This is a genomic window from Dryocola clanedunensis (genome assembly GCF_038405435.1).
Classification (GTDB): Bacteria; Pseudomonadota; Gammaproteobacteria; order Enterobacterales; family Enterobacteriaceae; genus Dryocola; species Dryocola clanedunensis_A.
Map to the genome: position 1 here is coordinate 33,936 of NZ_JBBYHZ010000013.1, position 17,844 is coordinate 51,779.

Below are 17,844 nucleotides of genomic sequence, written 5' to 3' on the forward strand. Positions count from 1 at the left end.
GCTTCACCCTACCCCTCTCCCTCAAAGGAGAGGGGTCTTTCTATGCTACACTTCGCCGCAATTCTGTTTTGTTAAAAGAGCCCTCTATGAAACGTGAACTTGCGATTGAATTCTCCCGCGTGACCGAAGCTGCCGCCCTTGCTGGCTATAAATGGCTGGGCCGTGGCGACAAAAATACCGCCGACGGCGCTGCCGTACACGCCATGCGTATCGTCCTTAATCAGGTGAATATCGACGGCCAGATTGTGATTGGCGAAGGGGAAATCGACGAAGCACCCATGCTCTATATCGGCGAAAAAGTCGGGACCGGGAAAGGCGACGCGGTAGATATCGCCGTCGATCCCATCGAGGGCACCCGCATGACCGCAATGGGCCAGGCCAACGCGCTGGCCGTGCTGGCCGTGGGTGATAAAGGCACGTTCCTGAACGCGCCGGATATGTACATGGAAAAGCTGATTGTCGGTCCCGGAGCGAAGGGCATCATCGACCTGAACCTGCCGCTGGCGCAGAACCTGCACAATATCGCCGTCGCGCTGAACAAGCCGCTGAGCGAGCTCACCGTGACGATTCTTGCCAAACCACGCCACGACGCCACCATCGCCGAAATGCAAAAGCTCGGCGTGCGCGTGTTTGCCATTCCTGACGGCGACGTAGCCGCCTCTATTCTGACCTGTATGCCAGACAGCGAAGTGGACGTCATGTACGGTATCGGCGGCGCGCCGGAGGGTGTTATTTCAGCAGCGGTGATTCGTGCGCTGGACGGCGATATGCAGGGGCGCCTGCTGGCCCGCCATCACGTTAAAGGCGACAGCGAAGAGAACCGCGTTCTTGGCGAACAGGAGCTGGAGCGCTGCAAGGCGATGGGCATTGAGGCGGGCAAGGTGTTAAAGCTGGATGACATGGCGCACAACGACAACGTCATTTTCTCTGCCACCGGCATCACCAAGGGCGATCTGCTTGAGGGGATCACCCGCAAAGGCAATATGGCGACGACGGAAACGCTGCTGATTCGCGGTAAGTCACGCACCATCCGCCGTATCAAATCCATCCACTTCCTCGACCGTAAAGACCCGGACGTGCAGAGCCATATTCTGTAAATCTGCCGTTTGTCTGATTGAGCTTTCCGGCCCGCCAGGGCTGGATATTGCTCACTTTTCTGGTGAAGATAAGGCAACAGCAAGCACAGGAGCGCAGCATGGCGGATTGGGTTAAAGGTAAAGTCACTCAGGTTCAGCACTGGACCGATTCTCTTTTCAGCCTGACGGTACAGGCTCCCGTTGCGCCGTTTACCGCCGGGCAGTTTACCAAGCTGGGAATGGAAATTGACGGCGAGCGCGTGCAGCGTGCCTATTCGTACGTCAACGCACCGGGTAATCCTGATTTAGAGTTCTATCTGGTTAACGTGCCGGAGGGAAAGCTCAGCCCTCGCCTGCACGTGATGCAGCCGGGTGACGAGATTATGCTGGTCAGCGAGGCCGCCGGGTTCTTCGTGCTGGATGAGGTCCCCAACTGCAAAACGCTGTGGATGCTGGCGACCGGCACCGCGCTCGGCCCTTATCTTTCCATCCTTCAGGAAGGCAAAGATCTTGAGCGCTTCGAAAATATCGTCCTGCTCCACGCCGTGCGCTACGCCAACGACCTGAGCTATCTGCCATTGATGCAGGCATTGCAGCAGCGCTATGAAGGGAAATTACGCATTCAGACCGTGGTCAGCCGCGAAACGATTGCGGGCTCACTCACCGGGCGCGTACCTGCGCTGATTGAGAGCGGCGAGCTGGAAGCAGCGGTAGGCCTGCCGATGGACACGGAAACCAGCCATGTGATGCTGTGCGGTAACCCGCAGATGGTGCGTGATACCCAGCAGTTGCTGAAAGAGACCCGGCAGATGGCCAAACACCTGCGCCGCCGTCCGGGCCATATGACCGCCGAGCACTACTGGTAATTAGCGGTATTTCACGTCGCTGGTATCTTTACCGAAGCGGTTCTCGCCCTGGGTGCCGACAAACGCGCCCAGGTCGATAAGCATCATGACAAAAATCAGCGTGGGGATGAAACGCCCTAACCCCCACTGCGCCAGCGAACCGAATACTTCCCAGTTACCCGCCAGCAGTAGCCAGGCCGGGATAAACATCAGCGCCCACCAGCCTTTCTTGTTGCGATCGTGCAGCCGCTTAACAATAACCGCCGCCGTTGGGATCAGCGAGCCGGACAGCGCCAGCCCGGCAATGGAGTAGGAGATAAGCTCCGCACCGGCGAGGGTAAAAATGATCGCCAGCGCGACAATCCACACGCCTATCCAGATCCAGAAGTCGCGGCGTCCGATGCGGCCATTAAAGTTGAACAGCCACTGCTGTATGGTCATGGTGAGGTCCTTAATAAATTTATGCCGCGTAGTGTACCCTGGTGGCGCTGGTTTTTGACAAGCCGACGGAATGCCGATTTAATCGCATAACCACTAACAGGAGAAGCTGTCGATGAAATATCTGCTCTGTGCCCTCGCGCTCTTTACGCTGCCCGTTGCGGTGAGCCGTGCAGATCCCCCATCCGACACGCCACCCGAGCTGCCTGCGGCCCCTTATTTACTGCCCGGCTCCCCCACGTTCGACCTGACTATCGCCCAGTTTCGGGAGAAGTTTAATATCGATAACCCGACGCTGCAGATTAGCGAATTTCGCTCCATCGACTCCAGCCGCGACAAAGCCAACCTGACCCGCGCGGCGAGCAAGATTAATGAAAATCTCTATGCCTCAACGGCGCTGGAGCGCGGCACGCTTAAAATCAAATCCATGCAGATGACCTGGCTGCCGATTCAGGGACCGGAGCAAAAAGCCGCGCGCGCGAAAGCAATGGAGTATATGGCCGCCCTGCTCAGGAGCTTTGCGCCGACCTACTCAAAGCAGCAAAGCCAGGAAAGATTGAGCAAGCTGCTGAGCGCGGGGAAAAACAAACGCTATCTGGCCCAGAACGAAGGGGCTTTGCGCTATGTGGTGTCAGATAACGGTGAAAAAGGGCTAACCGTGGCTGTTGAACCGATTAAGCTGGCGCTTTCGGATAGCCTGAACAACGGCGAATAAATGACAAAAAGCAAAGCCTTTCGCCCTTTGAGTCTCTATACTGTTTCACAGACCATGCTGCCCTCAGGGCAGCCATTTTTTAATTTGCATGACCTTGTGGAGAATTAAAATGCGACATCCTTTAGTGATGGGTAACTGGAAACTAAACGGCAGCAAGCACATGGTTCACGAGCTGATCGCGGGCCTGCGCAAAGAGCTGGCTGGCGTTGATGGTTGTGGCGTAGCAATCGCTCCTCCTACCGTCTATCTGGACCTGGCAAAACACGCCGCTTCCGGTAGCCACATCATTCTTGGTGCTCAGAACGTTGACGTGAACCTGTCTGGCGCATTCACCGGTGAAATCTCCGCTGACATGCTGAAAGATATCGGTGCTAAATACATCATCATCGGTCACTCCGAGCGCCGCACCTATCACGCTGAATCTGACGAGCAGATTGCGAAGCAGTTCGCAGTCCTGAAACAGGTCGGCCTGACCCCTGTTCTGTGCATCGGCGAAACCGACGCGGAAAACGAAGCGGGTAAAACTGAAGAAGTTTGCGCGCGCCAGATTGACGCGGTTCTGAAAACTCAGGGCGCAGCAGCATTCGAAGGCGCAGTTATCGCTTACGAACCAGTGTGGGCAATCGGTACTGGCAAATCAGCTACCCCAGCTCAGGCTCAGGCCGTGCACAAATTCATCCGCGATCACATCGCTAAAGCCGACGCAAAAGTGGCTGAACAGGTCATCATCCAGTACGGCGGTTCCGTTAACGATAAGAACGCGGCAGAACTGTTTGCCCAGCCGGACATCGACGGCGCGCTGGTTGGCGGTGCATCCCTGAAGGCTGACGCTTTCGCGGTCATCGTTAAAGCAGCAGCAGAAGCGAAAAAAGCGTAAGTTTCGCTGGAATGAAAAAAGGCTCCCTTGCGGAGCCTTTTTTGTTTGTCATACAGTAGGTTAGCGCTTACTGATCTGGTCGAACGTTCCGCCGTTAGAGAAGTGCTCTTTCTGGGCTTTGGTCCAGCCGCCGAATTCCTGATCGATAGTAAACAGCTTCAGTTTCGGGAAAGCGCTTTCGTATTTCTTCGCGACTTCTGCGTCGCGCGGACGATAGTAGTTCTTCGCGGCGATCTCCTGGCCCTGCGGCGAATACAGATACTTCAGATACTCTTCGGCAACTTTCTGGGTCCCTTTCTTATCAACGACTTTGTCGACGACAGAGACGGTTGGCTCCGCCAGAATCGACTCGCTCGGCGTGACGATTTCAAATTTGTCTTTACCCAGCTCGTTGGTTGCCAGCAGCGCTTCGTTTTCCCACGCAATCAGCACGTCGCCAATCCCGCGTTCCACAAAGGTGTTCGTTGAGCCACGGGCGCCGGAATCGAGCACTTCTACGTTTTTATAGAGCGCCTTCACGAAGTCCTGAGCTTTCGCCTGGTCATTGTTGTTGTGGTGCAGGGCATAGCCCCACGCGGCAAGATAGTTCCAGCGTGCGCCACCGGAGCTTTTCGGGTTCGGGGTGATGACGGATACGCCCGGCTTAATCAGATCGTTCCAGTCATGAATTTGCTTCGGGTTACCTTTGCGCACCAGGAAAACAATGGTGGACGTGTACGGCGCGGAGTTATCCGGCAGACGCTTGATCCAGTTTTTATCAATGCGCCCGCGTTCGGCAATGGCGTCAACGTCATAGGCCAGCGCGAGGGTTACCACGTCCGCTTCAATGCCGTTAATAACTGACGTTGCCTGTTTACCGGAGCCACCATGAGACTGGCGAATCACCACGTCGTCGCCGGTTTGCTGTTTCCAGTGTGCGCTGAAGGCCTTGTTGTACTCTTCATACAACTCGCGCGTCGGGTCGTAGGAAACGTTAAGTAGCTGAATGTCTTTCGCTAATACGCTGCCAGACGCCAAAAGTAATGTAAGTCCCACTCCCCACTTGTTCATCGCACGCTCTCTTATTTACTTTGATGAACTCAGCCTGCCAGAAAGTTATCCATTGATTAAAGAATAAAAAAAGATTGGCTATAACCATGGGGAATATAGAGGCGCATAAAAAAGGCCGGGTTTCCCCGGCCTCATCAGAAAGCTGAATTAGTACAGCTTCTTGGCGCAGTCCAGCCAGTCACCTTTGAACGGACGCTTCATGCTTTCGATAGCGTCGATGATGTCGTGGTGAACCAGCTTCTCGTTCTGGATGCCGACACAGCGACCGCCGTGGCCTTCCAGCAGAAGCTCAATGGAGTAAGCGCCCATGCGGGAAGCCAGGATGCGGTCGTAAGCAACCGGGGAACCACCGCGCTGGATATGGCCCAGGACGGTTGCGCGGGTTTCGCGCTTGGTTTCTGTCTCGATGTACTGAGCCAGTTCGTCGATGTCGCAGATGTGCTCGGTAATCGCCACGATAGCGTGTTTTTTACCCTTCGCGATGCCCGCTTTGATTTCAGCAACCAGGTCTTCACGGTTAAACTCGACTTCCGGCAGGACAACAAACTCACAGCCACCGGCAATGGATGCAGCCAGAGTCAGATCGCCGCAGTAGCGACCCATAACTTCTACGATAGAGATACGCTGGTGGGATGAAGAGGTATCACGCAGGCGGTCGATGGCTTCGACCACTGTTTCCAGCGCGGTGAAGAAACCAATGGTGTAGTCGGTGCCTTTGATGTCGTTATCAATGGTGCCCGGCAGGCCGATGCACGGGAAGCCCATCTCGGTCAGGCGCTTGGCACCCATGTAGGAGCCGTCGCCGCCGATAACAACCAGCGCATCAATCCCGCGTTTTTTGAGGTTTTCGATAGCAACCGCGCGGATTTTCTCATCGCGGAACTCTGGGAAACGAGCAGAGCCCAGGAACGTACCGCCACGGTTAATCATGTCGGAGACGCTGTAGCGGTCCAGATTGACCATACGGTCTTCGTACAGGCCCAGGTAGCCATCATAAACACCCGCAACTTCCAGACCTTCTGACAAAGCTGCACGAACCACACCGCGAATCGCCGCGTTCATGCCCGGCGCATCACCGCCACTCGTCAACACACCAATTTTTTTGATCATGACTACCTCTAAACTTTGAATGCAAAATTAATCCTGTTGCCGGAAACAGCCTACGGGCAAACCGAGGCATCGACTCTGCTGCAAATAGTATAACAACCGCTTCCAGCTGAATTGATTCAGGTCAGGCCAATTAGCGGTAAATGTATCCAAAAAATGCCGCCGATGTCTGCTTTTCTACAACGTTAATTACCGCTCAAACTGCCCTTGCTGCCCTGTCGGGACGACCGAGCAGGGATCCTGGTGAATAATCACATCCGAACCAGGGAAGCGATGCAGGATCGCCTGTTCCACCTGTTCGGCAATCACGTGTGCCTGAACAAGCGGTAAATTGTCTTCCATTTCGATATGAATCTGAATAAAGCGGGTCGGCCCTGACTGCCGCGTTCGTAAATCGTGCGCCCCACGCACCCCCGGCCACGACGTGACAATATCGATAATGGCCTGGTGCTCCGACTCGGGCAGAGCGCGATCTAACAGTGACTGAACGGCCTCGTGGCCCATGCGGATCGCGTTATACAAAATATAGACGCCGATCCCTAATGCAAACAATGAATCAGCCCGATGCCAGCCATACCAGGATAACGCCAGCGCCACCAGAATCGCACCGTTCATCATAACATCAGACTGATAATGAAGCATGTCGGCCCGTACCGCCTGGCTTTGTGTTTTTCTTACCACCCAGCGCTGGAAGGTGACCAGAATCAGCGTGCTTACCAGCGCAATAACCGTCACCACGATACCCACCACAGGTTGTTTCATCGGGGACGGTTCGGCCAGATGCTGAATCCCCGTCAGGAACAGAAACAGCGCAGATCCCGAAATAAACATGCTTTGCGCCAGCGCCGCCAGAGATTCTGCTTTACCGTGGCCGAACGTGTGCTCTTCGTCTGCGGGCTGCAGAGAATAACGGACGACCAGAAGGTTGGTCAGCGAGGCAGCAATATCCACCAGCGAGTCCACCAGAGCCGCCAGAATACTGACCGAGCCGGTATACCACCACGCGAAAATTTTGATCAAAAGTAACAGCGATGCCATTACCGTTGCAGCGATCGCCGCACGGCTGACCAGCTGCCCATACTGTTGATTCATAGGGGCTCCAACAAATTAATGCTGGCTAGTATAGCGGATTCATCTGAACGTTAAGGCAAAAAAAACCCCGCCTTGTGGGCGGGGAAGACAGGGATGGTGTCTATGGCAAGGAAAACAGGGTTGTTACTGGTTACTACGGGTACTGCTACTACTCAGTGCCTGCAACGAGGTACTCCGCTGCAGATCCGCAAGCTCACGAAACTGATTCATGCGCTGCTGGTGTTTGTCGTTCAAAACGGCCTGCTGTTCAGGCGTTAACAGGCGGTACATTTGATTGCGCACTTTCGCCATTTCAACCTGGCGAGTAACCTGTTCTTGTGCCATTTTTTCTGCCTGAGCACGTACGGCCGTTTCGTCAAAATTTTCAGCGGTGACCAGATTATGCATGGTCTCCATTTCGTTAACGTTCACAGGTGGGCTATCATGCCTTGCCCGTTGCATAAGGTCGCGCATTTGCTGACGCTGCTGCTCGGTCAGATTAATGCCGTCAAACATATTGCTGCTTTGAATACCATTACGCTTTACTAGCTCTTCGCCGTTATGCCAGTTATCGCTGGTCGTTAATCCTGTGGCCTGGCTGGACAGGGTAACGAATGCCAGTGTTGAGGCCATGACAGCAGCGGTAACATTACGCATCACTTGCTCCCGAAATCTTGTGTGCTGCGATTCAACGAGAGCCAGTCTACGATTCCCGCTGCAAACAAGCGTCAGGGGGTGTAAAACAACGTAAAGTCATGGATTAGCGCGCCTTGATGACGTAATTTCTGCCTCGGAGGTAATTTAACAATGAATAAAATTCTGCTAGTTGATGATGACCGAGAGCTTACTTCCCTGTTGAAGGAACTGCTCGACATGGAAGGTTTTAACGTAACGGTCGCCCACGACGGCGAACAAGCGTTGGAGCTTTTGGACGACAGCATCGACCTGTTATTGCTCGACGTGATGATGCCGAAAAAGAACGGCATCGATACTTTGAAAGAGCTTCGCCAGACACACCAGACACCTGTCATTATGCTGACCGCACGCGGAAGCGAGCTGGACCGCGTTCTGGGCCTTGAACTGGGCGCAGATGACTATCTCCCTAAACCTTTTAACGATCGTGAGCTGGTGGCCCGTATACGCGCTATTTTGCGCCGTTCCCACTGGAGCGAGCAGCAGCAAAACAGCGACAACGGATCGCCAACGGTTGAAGTCGACGGACTGAGCCTGAACCCTGGCCGCCAGGAAGCCAGCTTTGACGGCATGGCGCTGGATTTGACCGGTACCGAATTCACCCTGTTGTATCTGCTGGCCCAGCATTTAGGCCAGGTTGTTTCCCGCGAACATCTGAGTCAGGAAGTTTTAGGGAAGCGTCTGACGCCGTTTGACCGTGCCATCGATATGCATATTTCCAACCTGCGCCGCAAATTGCCTGACCGTAAAGACGGGCATCCGTGGTTCAAAACCCTGCGTGGCCGTGGCTATCTGATGGTCTCCGCTTCATGATAAGTAGCCTTACCGCGCGTATTTTTGCCATCTTCTGGTTGACGCTGGCGCTGGTGCTGATGCTGGTACTGATGCTGCCGAAGCTGGATTCGCGTCAGATGACCGAGCTGATGGAAAATGAGCAACGTCAAGGCACGATGATCGAACAGCACGTCGAGGCGGAGCTCGAAAACGACCCGCCGAATGACCTGATGTGGTGGCGCCGACTGTTCCGGGCCATCGACAAGTGGGCACCTCCTGGCCAGCGTCTGCTGCTGGTCACCAGCGAAGGGCGTGTCATTGGCGCCCAGCGCAACGAAATGCAGATTATCCGTAACTTTATCGGCCAGTCTGACAACTCCGATCATCCGCAAAAGAAAAAGTATGGTCGCGTTGAGCTGGTGGGGCCGTTTTCCGTGCGTGACGGGGAAGACAACTACCAGCTGTATCTGATTCGCCCGGCAAGCAGCTCCCAGTCTGACTTTATCAACCTGCTGTTTGACAGGCCGCTCCTGCTGCTGATTGTTACCATGCTGGTCAGCTCTCCGCTGCTGCTCTGGCTCGCCTGGAGCCTGGCAAAACCCGCTCGTAAGCTGAAAAACGCCGCGGACGAGGTTGCCCAGGGGAATTTACGCCAGCATCCGGAGCTGGAATCCGGGCCGCAGGAATTTCTTGCCGCAGGGGCCAGCTTTAACCAGATGGTGATGGCGCTTGAAAGAATGATGACCACCCAGCAGCGGCTGCTGTCGGATATATCTCACGAACTGCGCACGCCGCTGACCCGCCTGCAGCTGGGCACCGCCCTGCTGCGTCGTAAGGCCGGGGAAAGCAAAGAGCTGGAGCGTATTGAAACCGAAGCGCAGCGCCTGGACGGTATGATTAACGATCTGCTGGTCATGTCCCGCAACCAGCAGAAAAACGCGCTGGCAAGCGAGACGATGAAGGCGAATCAAATCTGGTCAGAAGTGCTGGATAACGCCGCCTTCGAAGCCGAGCAGATGGGTAAATCGCTGGAGGTCACCTATCCGCCGGGGCCGTGGCTGCTGTACGGCAACCCGAACTCGCTGGAAAGCGCGCTGGAAAACATTGTTCGTAACGCCCTGCGCTACTCGCATACGAAAATAGCCGTTAATTTCTCTGTCGATAACCAGGGAATTACCGCAACCGTAGACGATGATGGTCCAGGCGTGAGTCCGGAAGACCGCGAACAGATCTTCCGTCCGTTCTACCGTACGGATGAGGCAAGGGACCGTGAGTCTGGCGGTACCGGTTTAGGCCTCGCCATCGTGGAAACCGCCGTTCAGCAGCACCGTGGCTGGGTGAAAGCCGAAGACAGCCCGCTGGGCGGCCTGAGGCTGGTCATCTGGCTGCCGCTGTACCACCGCAGCAAGTAACGTATCGAACAGGCCCGTTCGGGCCTGTTTTCATCCGCCACAAATTGCTATTCTGCGCGCCTCATCCAGTGGGGGTTGTATGCTGAATATCGTCTTGTTTGAACCTGAAATCCCGCCGAACACCGGCAACATCATCCGTCTTTGTGCCAATACCGGCTTCCGGCTGCATATCATCGAACCAACGGGGTTTGGCTGGGACGATAAGCGGCTGCGTCGTGCGGGTCTGGATTACCACGAGTTTGCCGCCGTTAACCGGCATGTGAACTACAGCGCATTTCTGGAAGCGGAAAATCCCCAGCGCCTGTTTGCTCTAACCACCAAAGGCACACCGGCCCATAGCGCGGTGAGCTATCTGGACGGGGACTATCTGGTCTTTGGTCCGGAAACACGCGGGCTGCCCGCAGCCATTCTGGACGCGCTGCCGCCGGGACAAAAAATTCGAATTCCGATGATGCCGGACAGCCGCAGCATGAACCTGTCTAATGCGGTGTCGGTGGTGGTGTATGAAGCGTGGCGCCAGCTTGGTTATCCAGGCGCCGTGCTGAGAAGCTAAATTCCGTCGCCGTACTCAAAGCCGCCGTTGGCACCGTTGAAGTGCTGATCCATGTCGATGGCGGGCTTGTCGCTCTCCGGTTTACCGACGATGCGAGCAGGCACGCCAGCAGCGGTTGTATGCGGCGGGACCGGCTGTAGCACCACGGAACCTGCGCCAATCTTAGCCCCCCGCCCAACCTCGATATTGCCGAGGATTTTCGCCCCGGCGCCAATCATCACCCCTTCACGGATCTTAGGATGGCGGTCGCCGCTGGTTTTGCCGGTACCGCCCAGGGTGACCGACTGCAGAATCGACACGTCGTTTTCGACGATAGCCGTTTCACCAATCACGATGCCCGTGGCGTGGTCGAGCATAATCCCGCAGCCAATTTTTGCCGCCGGGTGGATATCGACCTGAAAGGAGACGGAAACCTGGTTTTGCAGGAAAATAGCCAGCGCCCGGCGCCCCTCGTTCCACAACCAGTGGCCGATACGATAGGCCTGAAGCGCATGAAAACCCTTCAGGTAAAGCAAGGGGGTGGAATATTTGTCCACCGCCGGGTCACGGGTGCGGACGGCCTGAATATCGCAGGCGGCAGAAGCAACTAACTGCGGCTCTGCCGCATAAGCTTCTTCCACCACTTCACGAATGGCAATGGCGGGCATGATTGAAGAGGCCAGCTTATTTGCGAGCATGTAGCTCAGGGCGCTGCCCAGATTTTCGTGCTTGAGGAGAGTCGCGTGGTAAAAACTGGCCAACATTGGTTCACAATCGGCAAGCGCTCGCGCTTCGGCTTTAATGTTGTTCCACACCAGATCCAGTTCTTCAGACGACATTGCTCTCTCCAGACAGAAAACAGCGCCCGGCACAGGCTGGCCGGGACGCTTCAGTTTTGCGGTTGCATTGTTCCCTCAGGCGCAACTAAGTCAGTTGCCGCTTCGTTCATCCTTGCGTGTTCTACCAAGCAGCGTTAATGCTGCCTCGCGAGCGTTTTTTCCGCAATATAATACCTGATAAATTTCCTCGGTTATTGGCATTTCGACACCCACCCGCGCAGCAAGCTCGCGGACTTCTTTGGTGTTGCGATAGCCTTCAACCACCTGGCCGATTTTTTCCTGCGCCGAGTCCACGTCCGCCCCCTGCCCCAGCATCATGCCGAAACGACGGTTACGTGACTGGTTATCGGTACAAGTCAGCACCAGATCGCCCAGGCCGGCCATACCCATGAAGGTTTCCGGTGAGGCACCCAGCGCACTGCCAAGACGGGTCATTTCCGCCAGACCACGCGTGATCAGCGCAGTACGGGCGTTAGCCCCGAAGCCAATACCGTCTGACATCCCCGCGCCAATCGCAATGACGTTTTTCACCGCGCCGCCGAGCTGCACGCCGATGAAATCCGGATTGCTGTAAACGCGGAAGCTTTTGCCGCAGTGCAGCAGGTGCTGGAGGTCGTCAGCAAAAGTGTCGTCTGTAGCCGCCAGGGAAATAGCCGTAGGCAGTCCGGCCGCCAGCTCTTTAGCAAAGGTCGGGCCGGAGATAACGGCCAGCGGCACGCTGTCGCCCAGCGCTTCACGAGCCACGTCCTGCAGTAATCGCCCGGTTTCTGCTTCCAGACCTTTGGTTGCCCAGACCACACGTGCATCCGCGCGCATCAGAGGTTTTATCTGGCGCAGCACCTGTCCGAAGACATGGCTTGGCACCACCACCAGAATATTACGGCTGGCAGAGAGCGCAGTGGCCAAATCGGTTTCAAGATGGAGCGTGTCCGGGAAGGGAACGTCGGGAAGGAACGCAGCATTACAGCGGTCGGCCTGCAAGGTCGCGATATGTTTTGGGTCATGACCCCACAGCACGACGTGGTGGCCATTTCTCGCCAGTGTGATGGCAAGAGCGGTGCCGTAAGAGCCGGCACCGATCACAGTCATTGAAGCATTAACGCTGTTCATCAGGCATCCTGATGGTTTTCAGCACCTTCGCCAGCTTCGCCAGATTGCTGCTGCAGATAGCTCATGAACAGCGCATCGAAGTTAACCGGTGCAAGGTTCAGCTGCGGGAAGGTACCACGAGAAACCAGGCTAGTGATTGCTTCGCGTGCATACGGGAACAGAATGTTCGGGCAGTACGCACCCAGGCAGTGTGCCATTTGCGTGCCTTCGATACCGCCGATAGAGAAGATACCAGCCTGCTGAACTTCGCACAGGAATGCAGTGTCTTCGCCCAGGGTTGCGGTCACGGTGACACGCAGTACTACTTCATACACGTCGTCTGCCAGCTGGCTGGAAGCGGTGTCCAGATCCAGTTTAACTTCTGGCTGCCAGTCTTTCTGGAAGACGTGCGGCGCATTTGGCGCTTCGAAAGAGATATCCTTGGTGTAAACGCGCTGAATCTGGAAAGCCATTTCTGTGTTGTTTTGTTCTGACATTTTTATAAACCCTTAAAAATTAATGCGTCCTTAATCCGTTTCTAACGGCAGACAAATCTCGCTATCGCAGCAGGGAATCGAGTCCACCACGTGCATCAAGCGCGTACAAGTCATCACAGCCGCCAATGTGCTGTGCGTCAATAAAAATCTGCGGCACCGTGGTGCGGCCACTGCGCTTGATCATCTCTTCACGCTTGATGGCATCACCATCAATCGGCAACTCCTGGAAAGCCACCCCTTTGCTGTTAAGCAGGTCTTTTGCACGGTGGCAAAACGGGCAGGTTGCTTTGGTATAGATCTCAATGTTCGCCATGGCTTACCTCAGAATGAAAGCAGATTATTTACCGCGAACCAGCGGCAGGTTTTCACCGCTCCAGCCTGCAATGCCTTCCTTGAGCAAGGTCACCTGCTCAAAACCGGCTTTTATCAGCAGCTGCGCGGATTCCTGGGAAGAAACGCCGTTGCCACAAACCACAATAACGGGTTTAGCCTTGTGCTTTTCCAGCTCGCCGAAGTTGCCGCTTTTGATATCGCTCTGCGGTACGTTCAGGGAGCTCGCGATATGGCCTTTACGGTAGTCGTCGCGCTGACGCACATCGACCACAACGGCATCTTCTTTATTGATTAAGCGCGTTGCTTCACCCCGGGTGATCACTTTCACCTTTGAGGTTAAGCCTTTGAAGGTCATGACAAGCACAGCGGCCAGCAAACCAACCCACGCCAGACTAAGTATGGGATGACGACCAACGAATTGCATAATTTCTTGCATGGGGGGTAATAACTCCCGACTGAGTAAAGATGAAAAAAACCAGGCAAGGAGTATACCTTCGCATTGTGGCAATTACAGCCAGTCAGCATGATGTATTGTGGATTCTGCGTGCTGTTACGAAAAAAATGCCCTCCCCGGTAAAAAACCTGTCACGATCCCGTCTGTTTCTTTGATCTTCTGCGGCTATTTTTCTGTGACGGCTGTAGTAAAATTACGCAAATTTTTTGTCTTTGACTTAGAGGTTCTCGCAATGTCGGCTACTAAAAAACCTATGGTTCTGGTGATTCTTGATGGCTATGGCCATCGTGAAGAGCAGCAGGATAACGCCATTCTGAATGCTAAAACCCCGGTTATGGATAACCTGTGGAACCAGCGCCCACACACCCTGATCAACGCATCCGGCCTGGAAGTAGGCCTGCCAGACGGGCAGATGGGTAACTCAGAAGTCGGTCACGTCAACCTCGGCGCAGGCCGTATTGTTTATCAGGATCTGACCCGTCTGGATGTTGAAATTAAAGAACGTACTTTCTTCGCTAACCCGGTTCTGACTGCGGCGGTAGACAAAGCCGTTGCGGCTGGCAAAGCGGTTCACATCATGGGCCTGGCTTCTGCCGGTGGCGTTCACAGCCACGAAGAACATATCCTCGCGATGATTGAACTGGCGGCTGAGCGCGGCGCAGAAGCTATCTATCTGCACGCCTTCCTGGACGGTCGTGATACCCCACCGCGCAGCGCAGAGTCCTCCCTGAAGAAATTCGCCGACAAGTTTGCGGCGCTGGGCAAAGGCCGCGTGGCATCCATTATTGGGCGTTACTTCGCTATGGACCGCGACAACCGCTGGGACCGCGTAGAGCTGGCATATGACCTGATGACGCAGGCTAAAGGCGAATATCAGGCGGCAACGGCGGTTGCGGGTCTGGAAGCGGCTTACGCTCGCGATGAAAACGACGAATTTGTGAAGCCTACCGTCATCCGTGCAGAAGGCGAAGCTGAAGCGGTCATGAACGACGGCGACGCGCTGATCTTCATGAACTTCCGTGCAGACCGTGCCCGTCAAATTACCCGCGCGTTTGTTAACGCAGATTTCGACGGCTTTGCGCGTAAGAAAGTGGTTAACTTCGGCGACTTCATCATGCTGACCGAATACGCAGCGGATATTAAAACTGCCTGCGCATACCCACCGGCTTCTCTGACTAACACCTTCGGTGAGTGGATGGCGAAGCATGACAAAACCCAGCTGCGTATTTCCGAAACTGAAAAATACGCCCACGTGACCTTCTTCTATAACGGCGGCGTTGAAGAGCCGTTTGCTGGCGAAGACCGCGTGCTGATCAATTCGCCAAAAGTAGCGACTTATGACCTGCAGCCGGAAATGAGTTCGGCAGAATTGACTGAAAAATTACTGTCTGCCATCAACGGCGGCAAGTACGACACCATCATTTGTAACTATCCGAACGGCGACATGGTGGGTCATACCGGCGTTTATGAAGCGGCAATTTCGGCGGTTGAAGCGCTGGATAACTGCATCGCACAGGTCGTTTCCGCAGTGGAAAATGTTGGCGGCCAGCTGCTGATCACCGCGGACCACGGCAATGCGGAGCAGATGCGTGACCCGGCAACAGGCCAGGCGCACACCGCGCACACCAGCCTGCCGGTTCCGCTGATTTATATCGGCGAGCGCAGCGTCAAAGCGGTGGAGGGCGGCAAGCTTTCTGATATCGCACCGACCATGCTGAGCCTGATGGGCATGGAAATCCCGCAAGAGATGACTGGCAAGCCGCTGTTCATCGTGGAATAATCCCACCCCATGAGGGGAAAGGCGATTTTTTCAATGACATGGGTCACGAAACCGAAGCGGTTGTCCGTCAGGCCCATTTTCTACGCCAGCGTGCTTAGCGCTGGCGTATTGTTATGCCCTTTATCCAGCCATGCTGACGATAGCGCACGGCTGAAATCCATTCAGCAAGATATCGCCGCAAAAGAGCGCGCGGTTCGCCAGCAGCAGCAGCAGCGTGCAACGCTTCTTGCCCTGTTAAAAACGCAGGAACAGGCGATTGCCGAAGCCAGCCGCAAGTTACGCGATACGCAAAATACCTTGGCCGACCTGAATCGACAGATTGATACCATGAACGCTTCGCTGATGAAGCTGCAAAAACAGCAGGCTGTTCAGGAGCGTAACCTGGCCGCCCAGCTTGATGCGGCATTTCGTCAGGGTCAGCACACAGGTATCCAGCTCATCCTTAGTGGGGAAGAGAGCCAGCGTGGCCAGCGTCTACAGGCCTACTTTGGTTATCTGAACGCCGCGCGTCAGGAAACCATCGCCCAGCTAAAGCAGACCAAAGCGGAAGTCGACGAGCAAAAAGCGACGCTTGAAGCGAAGCAAACCGAACAGCAAACGCTGCTTTACGATCGGCAGGCCCAGCAGGCGAAGCTGGAAGACGCCCGCAATCAGCGTAAGAAAACCCTCGCCACGCTTGAGTCATCCATTCAACAGGATCAGCAGAAGCTGGGCGAGATGCGTCAGAACGAATCCCGTCTGCAAAATCAGATTGCCCGTGCCGCCGCCGCTGCCAAAGCGCGTGCGGAAAAAGAAGCGCGCGAAGCAGAAGCGGTTAAATCACGTCAAAAAGCCGCCACCAGCAAAGGCAGCACCTATAAACCAACTGAATCAGAACGCTCGCTAATTTCCCGTACCGGCGGTCTTGGCGCACCGCGCGGCCAGGCATACTGGCCGGTTCGTGGCTCTCTGCTGCATCGCTATGGCGAACAGCTGCAAGGTGAACTACGTTGGAAAGGTATCGTTATCGCAGCGAGTGAAGGCACGGAAGTGAAGGCCATCGCTGACGGACGTGTGATTCTTGCCGACTGGCTGCAGGGCTACGGGCTGGTTGTGGTGGTTGAACACGGTAAGGGCGATATGAGTTTGTACGGCTACAACCAGAGCGCGCTTGTCAGCGTGGGGACTCAGGTTCGCGCCGGTCAGCCCATCGCGCTGGTGGGCAACAGTGGTGGTCAGGGCCGCCCGTCACTCTATTTCGAAATTCGTCGCCAGGGCCAGGCAGTCAATCCACAACCGTGGTTGGGAAGATAAGTTTTGCCTCAGTTTCGTCACGTTGTTTCCTCTCTAGCCTGCGCGCTTGCGCTGGCGGCACCCGCTTATGCCGGCAAGCTGGCAATTGTAATAGATGACTTCGGTTACCGCCCCCATCAGGAAAATCAGGTCATCGCCCTGCCTCCCGAAATCTCCGTCGCCGTGTTGCCCAACGCCCCGCACTCCCATGAAATGGCAACCAAAGCGCACAATGCCGGGCATGAGGTGCTGATCCACCTGCCGATGGCGCCGTTGAGCAAGCAGCCGCTGGAAAAAGATACCCTGCGCCCGGATATGAGCAGCGCTGAAATAGAGCGGATTATTCGGGACGCGGTGAACAGGGTGCCGTATGCCGTGGGCCTGAACAACCACATGGGCAGCGCCATGACCTCCAGCCTGTTTGGCATGCAGAAGGTGATGCAGTCGCTCGATCAGTACAATCTCTATTTCCTCGACAGCATGACCATCGGCAATAGCCAGGCGATGCGCGCCGCTGCGGGAACCAAAGTCAAAGTGATTAAGCGCAAAGTGTTCCTCGACGACACGCAGAACGAAGCGGATATTCGCGTTCAGTTTAATCGCGCTGTCGCGCTGGCCCGCCGTAACGGCTCGGCTATTGCTATCGGCCACCCGCATCCCACCACGGTGCGCGTTCTGCAGCAGATGGTTTATAACCTGCCTGCGGACATTGCTCTGGTTCGCCCAAGCAGCCTGCTGAACGAACCGCAGGTGGATACGTCCCGACCGAATAATGCCGCCCCGGCTAAACCAGCAGAGCAGTTGCATAATCCTTTCAAAGGCGTGAAACTTTGCAAGCCGAAGAAACCGCTGGAACCTGTGTATGCCACGACCTACTTCGCGGTGCTTAGCGATAGCATTGGTGAAAGTACGCTGATGAAATACATGAAAAATCAGTGGCAGGGATGGGGATCGGGCTCGCCGCAATCCTGATAATTCATATGGATCGGC

The 17,844-nt window shown here is 55.3% G+C and carries 20 protein-coding genes; 10 read left to right on the forward strand and 10 right to left on the reverse strand.

Annotation, left to right across the window (positions count from 1 at the left end; genetic code table 11):
• The first annotated feature begins 86 nt into the window (after positions 1 to 86).
• Both glpX and fpr read left to right on the forward strand, forming a co-directional pair.
• Positions 87 to 1,097 (forward strand): class II fructose-bisphosphatase, encoded by a 1,011-nt coding sequence (glpX, locus tag AAE045_RS20320; protein WP_455549250.1) that lies wholly within the window; start codon positions 87 to 89, stop codon positions 1,095 to 1,097.
• Between the two features lie 98 nt (positions 1,098 to 1,195).
• Entirely contained in the window at positions 1,196 to 1,942 is a 747-nt protein-coding gene (fpr, locus tag AAE045_RS20325) for a ferredoxin--NADP(+) reductase (protein ID WP_455549251.1), read from the forward strand.
• Here the strand turns inward: fpr and AAE045_RS20330 are convergent, their stop codons facing one another.
• A complete protein-coding gene (locus AAE045_RS20330) occupies positions 1,943 to 2,362 on the reverse strand; it encodes a DUF805 domain-containing protein (RefSeq protein ID WP_455549252.1) in 420 nt (139 codons plus the stop codon).
• Between the two features lie 112 nt (positions 2,363 to 2,474).
• Here AAE045_RS20330 and AAE045_RS20335 point away from each other — a divergent pair, with 112 nt between their 5' ends.
• The gene (locus AAE045_RS20335; RefSeq protein WP_455549253.1) at positions 2,475 to 3,074 is read left to right on the forward strand and encodes a YiiQ family protein; all 600 of its coding nucleotides are present in this window, start codon (positions 2,475 to 2,477) and stop codon (positions 3,072 to 3,074) included.
• A gap of 109 nt (positions 3,075 to 3,183) precedes the next feature.
• The gene (gene tpiA, locus AAE045_RS20340; protein ID WP_455549254.1) at positions 3,184 to 3,951 is read left to right on the forward strand and encodes a triose-phosphate isomerase; all 768 of its coding nucleotides are present in this window, start codon (positions 3,184 to 3,186) and stop codon (positions 3,949 to 3,951) included.
• Between the two features lie 60 nt (positions 3,952 to 4,011).
• Here tpiA and sbp read toward each other — a convergent pair whose 3' ends face one another.
• The 4 genes from sbp to cpxP form a co-directional block, all read right to left on the reverse strand.
• Positions 4,012 to 5,001: a sulfate/thiosulfate ABC transporter substrate-binding protein Sbp gene (gene sbp, locus AAE045_RS20345; RefSeq protein ID WP_202305768.1), complete on the reverse strand. Its 990-nt coding sequence runs from the start codon at positions 4,999 to 5,001 to the stop codon at positions 4,012 to 4,014.
• Positions 5,002 to 5,148: 147 nt separating this feature from the next.
• Entirely contained in the window at positions 5,149 to 6,111 is a 963-nt protein-coding gene (pfkA, locus tag AAE045_RS20350; protein WP_202305770.1) for a 6-phosphofructokinase, read from the reverse strand.
• Positions 6,112 to 6,297: 186 nt separating this feature from the next.
• The gene (gene fieF, locus AAE045_RS20355) at positions 6,298 to 7,200 is read right to left on the reverse strand and encodes a CDF family cation-efflux transporter FieF (protein WP_455549255.1); all 903 of its coding nucleotides are present in this window, start codon (positions 7,198 to 7,200) and stop codon (positions 6,298 to 6,300) included.
• 123 nt (positions 7,201 to 7,323) lie between these two features.
• Entirely contained in the window at positions 7,324 to 7,836 is a 513-nt protein-coding gene (gene cpxP / locus AAE045_RS20360; RefSeq protein ID WP_455549256.1) for a cell-envelope stress modulator CpxP, read from the reverse strand.
• A 150-nt stretch (positions 7,837 to 7,986) separates the two neighbouring features.
• Between cpxP and cpxR the strand changes: the two genes are divergently transcribed.
• The 3 genes from cpxR to trmL all read left to right on the forward strand — a co-directional run bounded on the left by cpxR (position 7,987) and on the right by trmL (position 10,611).
• A complete protein-coding gene (cpxR, locus tag AAE045_RS20365) occupies positions 7,987 to 8,685 on the forward strand; it encodes a response regulator transcription factor CpxR (RefSeq protein WP_455426254.1) in 699 nt (232 codons plus the stop codon).
• Complete coding sequence (cpxA, locus tag AAE045_RS20370; protein ID WP_455426255.1) at positions 8,682 to 10,058, forward strand: two-component system sensor histidine kinase CpxA; 1,377 nt, start codon at positions 8,682 to 8,684, stop codon at positions 10,056 to 10,058. Before cpxR ends, cpxA begins: the two co-directional genes overlap by 4 nt.
• Positions 10,059 to 10,137: 79 nt before the next feature.
• Positions 10,138 to 10,611 carry a tRNA (uridine(34)/cytosine(34)/5-carboxymethylaminomethyluridine(34)-2'-O)-methyltransferase TrmL gene (gene trmL / locus AAE045_RS20375; RefSeq protein ID WP_455549257.1) on the forward strand — a complete coding sequence of 158 codons (474 nt, stop codon included), beginning with the start codon at positions 10,138 to 10,140 and terminating at the stop codon, positions 10,609 to 10,611.
• Here the strand turns inward: trmL and cysE are convergent.
• The 5 genes from cysE to AAE045_RS20400 all read right to left on the reverse strand — a co-directional run bounded on the left by cysE (position 10,608) and on the right by AAE045_RS20400 (position 13,784).
• On the reverse strand, positions 10,608 to 11,429 hold the full coding sequence (gene cysE / locus AAE045_RS20380; protein ID WP_202305787.1) for a serine O-acetyltransferase: 822 nt from the start codon (positions 11,427 to 11,429) through the stop codon (positions 10,608 to 10,610). The two genes, trmL and cysE, sit on opposite strands and share 4 nt — an antisense overlap.
• A gap of 90 nt (positions 11,430 to 11,519) precedes the next feature.
• The gene (gpsA, locus tag AAE045_RS20385) at positions 11,520 to 12,539 is read right to left on the reverse strand and encodes an NAD(P)H-dependent glycerol-3-phosphate dehydrogenase (RefSeq protein ID WP_455426258.1); all 1,020 of its coding nucleotides are present in this window, start codon (positions 12,537 to 12,539) and stop codon (positions 11,520 to 11,522) included.
• Complete coding sequence (gene secB, locus AAE045_RS20390; RefSeq protein ID WP_455549258.1) at positions 12,539 to 13,015, reverse strand: protein-export chaperone SecB; 477 nt, start codon at positions 13,013 to 13,015, stop codon at positions 12,539 to 12,541. Before secB ends, gpsA begins: the two co-directional genes overlap by 1 nt.
• Before the next feature lie 61 nt (positions 13,016 to 13,076).
• Entirely contained in the window at positions 13,077 to 13,328 is a 252-nt protein-coding gene (grxC, locus tag AAE045_RS20395; protein ID WP_202305791.1) for a glutaredoxin 3, read from the reverse strand.
• 24 nt (positions 13,329 to 13,352) lie between these two features.
• The gene (locus AAE045_RS20400; RefSeq protein ID WP_455426259.1) at positions 13,353 to 13,784 is read right to left on the reverse strand and encodes a rhodanese-like domain-containing protein; all 432 of its coding nucleotides are present in this window, start codon (positions 13,782 to 13,784) and stop codon (positions 13,353 to 13,355) included.
• Between the two features lie 250 nt (positions 13,785 to 14,034).
• Between AAE045_RS20400 and gpmM the strand changes: the two genes are divergently transcribed.
• The 3 genes from gpmM to AAE045_RS20415 are packed head-to-tail and all read left to right on the forward strand — an operon-like array spanning position 14,035 to position 17,826.
• The gene (gene gpmM, locus AAE045_RS20405) at positions 14,035 to 15,582 is read left to right on the forward strand and encodes a 2,3-bisphosphoglycerate-independent phosphoglycerate mutase (RefSeq protein WP_455549259.1); all 1,548 of its coding nucleotides are present in this window, start codon (positions 14,035 to 14,037) and stop codon (positions 15,580 to 15,582) included.
• Between the two features lie 33 nt (positions 15,583 to 15,615).
• Positions 15,616 to 16,875, forward strand: a complete 1,260-nt coding sequence (gene envC, locus AAE045_RS20410; protein WP_455549260.1) for a murein hydrolase activator EnvC — start codon at positions 15,616 to 15,618, stop codon at positions 16,873 to 16,875.
• Between the two features lie 3 nt (positions 16,876 to 16,878).
• Positions 16,879 to 17,826 carry a divergent polysaccharide deacetylase family protein gene (locus tag AAE045_RS20415; protein ID WP_455549261.1) on the forward strand — a complete coding sequence of 316 codons (948 nt, stop codon included), beginning with the start codon at positions 16,879 to 16,881 and terminating at the stop codon, positions 17,824 to 17,826.
• Positions 17,827 to 17,844 lie beyond the last annotated feature (18 nt).

What these genes read in the sequence shown, in the direction of transcription:
- AAE045_RS20335 (WP_455549253.1), top strand. Translation starts at nt 2,475, where the DNA reads ATGAAATATCTGCTCTGTGCCCTCGCGCTCTTTACGCTGCCCGTTGCG.
- cpxA (WP_455426255.1), top strand. Translation starts at nt 8,682, where the DNA reads ATGATAAGTAGCCTTACCGCGCGTATTTTTGCCATCTTCTGGTTGACG.
- fpr (WP_455549251.1), top strand. Translation starts at nt 1,196, where the DNA reads ATGGCGGATTGGGTTAAAGGTAAAGTCACTCAGGTTCAGCACTGGACC.
- secB (WP_455549258.1), bottom strand. Translation starts at nt 13,015, where the DNA reads ATGTCAGAACAAAACAACACAGAAATGGCTTTCCAGATTCAGCGCGTT.
- cysE (WP_202305787.1), bottom strand. Translation starts at nt 11,429, where the DNA reads ATGTCGTCTGAAGAACTGGATCTGGTGTGGAACAACATTAAAGCCGAA.
- pfkA (WP_202305770.1), bottom strand. Translation starts at nt 6,111, where the DNA reads ATGATCAAAAAAATTGGTGTGTTGACGAGTGGCGGTGATGCGCCGGGC.
- envC (WP_455549260.1), top strand. Translation starts at nt 15,616, where the DNA reads ATGACATGGGTCACGAAACCGAAGCGGTTGTCCGTCAGGCCCATTTTC.
- AAE045_RS20330 (WP_455549252.1), bottom strand. Translation starts at nt 2,362, where the DNA reads ATGACCATACAGCAGTGGCTGTTCAACTTTAATGGCCGCATCGGACGC.
- tpiA (WP_455549254.1), top strand. Translation starts at nt 3,184, where the DNA reads ATGCGACATCCTTTAGTGATGGGTAACTGGAAACTAAACGGCAGCAAG.
- glpX (WP_455549250.1), top strand. Translation starts at nt 87, where the DNA reads ATGAAACGTGAACTTGCGATTGAATTCTCCCGCGTGACCGAAGCTGCC.
- trmL (WP_455549257.1), top strand. Translation starts at nt 10,138, where the DNA reads ATGCTGAATATCGTCTTGTTTGAACCTGAAATCCCGCCGAACACCGGC.
- sbp (WP_202305768.1), bottom strand. Translation starts at nt 5,001, where the DNA reads ATGAACAAGTGGGGAGTGGGACTTACATTACTTTTGGCGTCTGGCAGC.
- grxC (WP_202305791.1), bottom strand. Translation starts at nt 13,328, where the DNA reads ATGGCGAACATTGAGATCTATACCAAAGCAACCTGCCCGTTTTGCCAC.
- gpsA (WP_455426258.1), bottom strand. Translation starts at nt 12,539, where the DNA reads ATGAACAGCGTTAATGCTTCAATGACTGTGATCGGTGCCGGCTCTTAC.
- fieF (WP_455549255.1), bottom strand. Translation starts at nt 7,200, where the DNA reads ATGAATCAACAGTATGGGCAGCTGGTCAGCCGTGCGGCGATCGCTGCA.
- cpxR (WP_455426254.1), top strand. Translation starts at nt 7,987, where the DNA reads ATGAATAAAATTCTGCTAGTTGATGATGACCGAGAGCTTACTTCCCTG.
- cpxP (WP_455549256.1), bottom strand. Translation starts at nt 7,836, where the DNA reads ATGCGTAATGTTACCGCTGCTGTCATGGCCTCAACACTGGCATTCGTT.
- gpmM (WP_455549259.1), top strand. Translation starts at nt 14,035, where the DNA reads ATGTCGGCTACTAAAAAACCTATGGTTCTGGTGATTCTTGATGGCTAT.
- AAE045_RS20400 (WP_455426259.1), bottom strand. Translation starts at nt 13,784, where the DNA reads ATGCAAGAAATTATGCAATTCGTTGGTCGTCATCCCATACTTAGTCTG.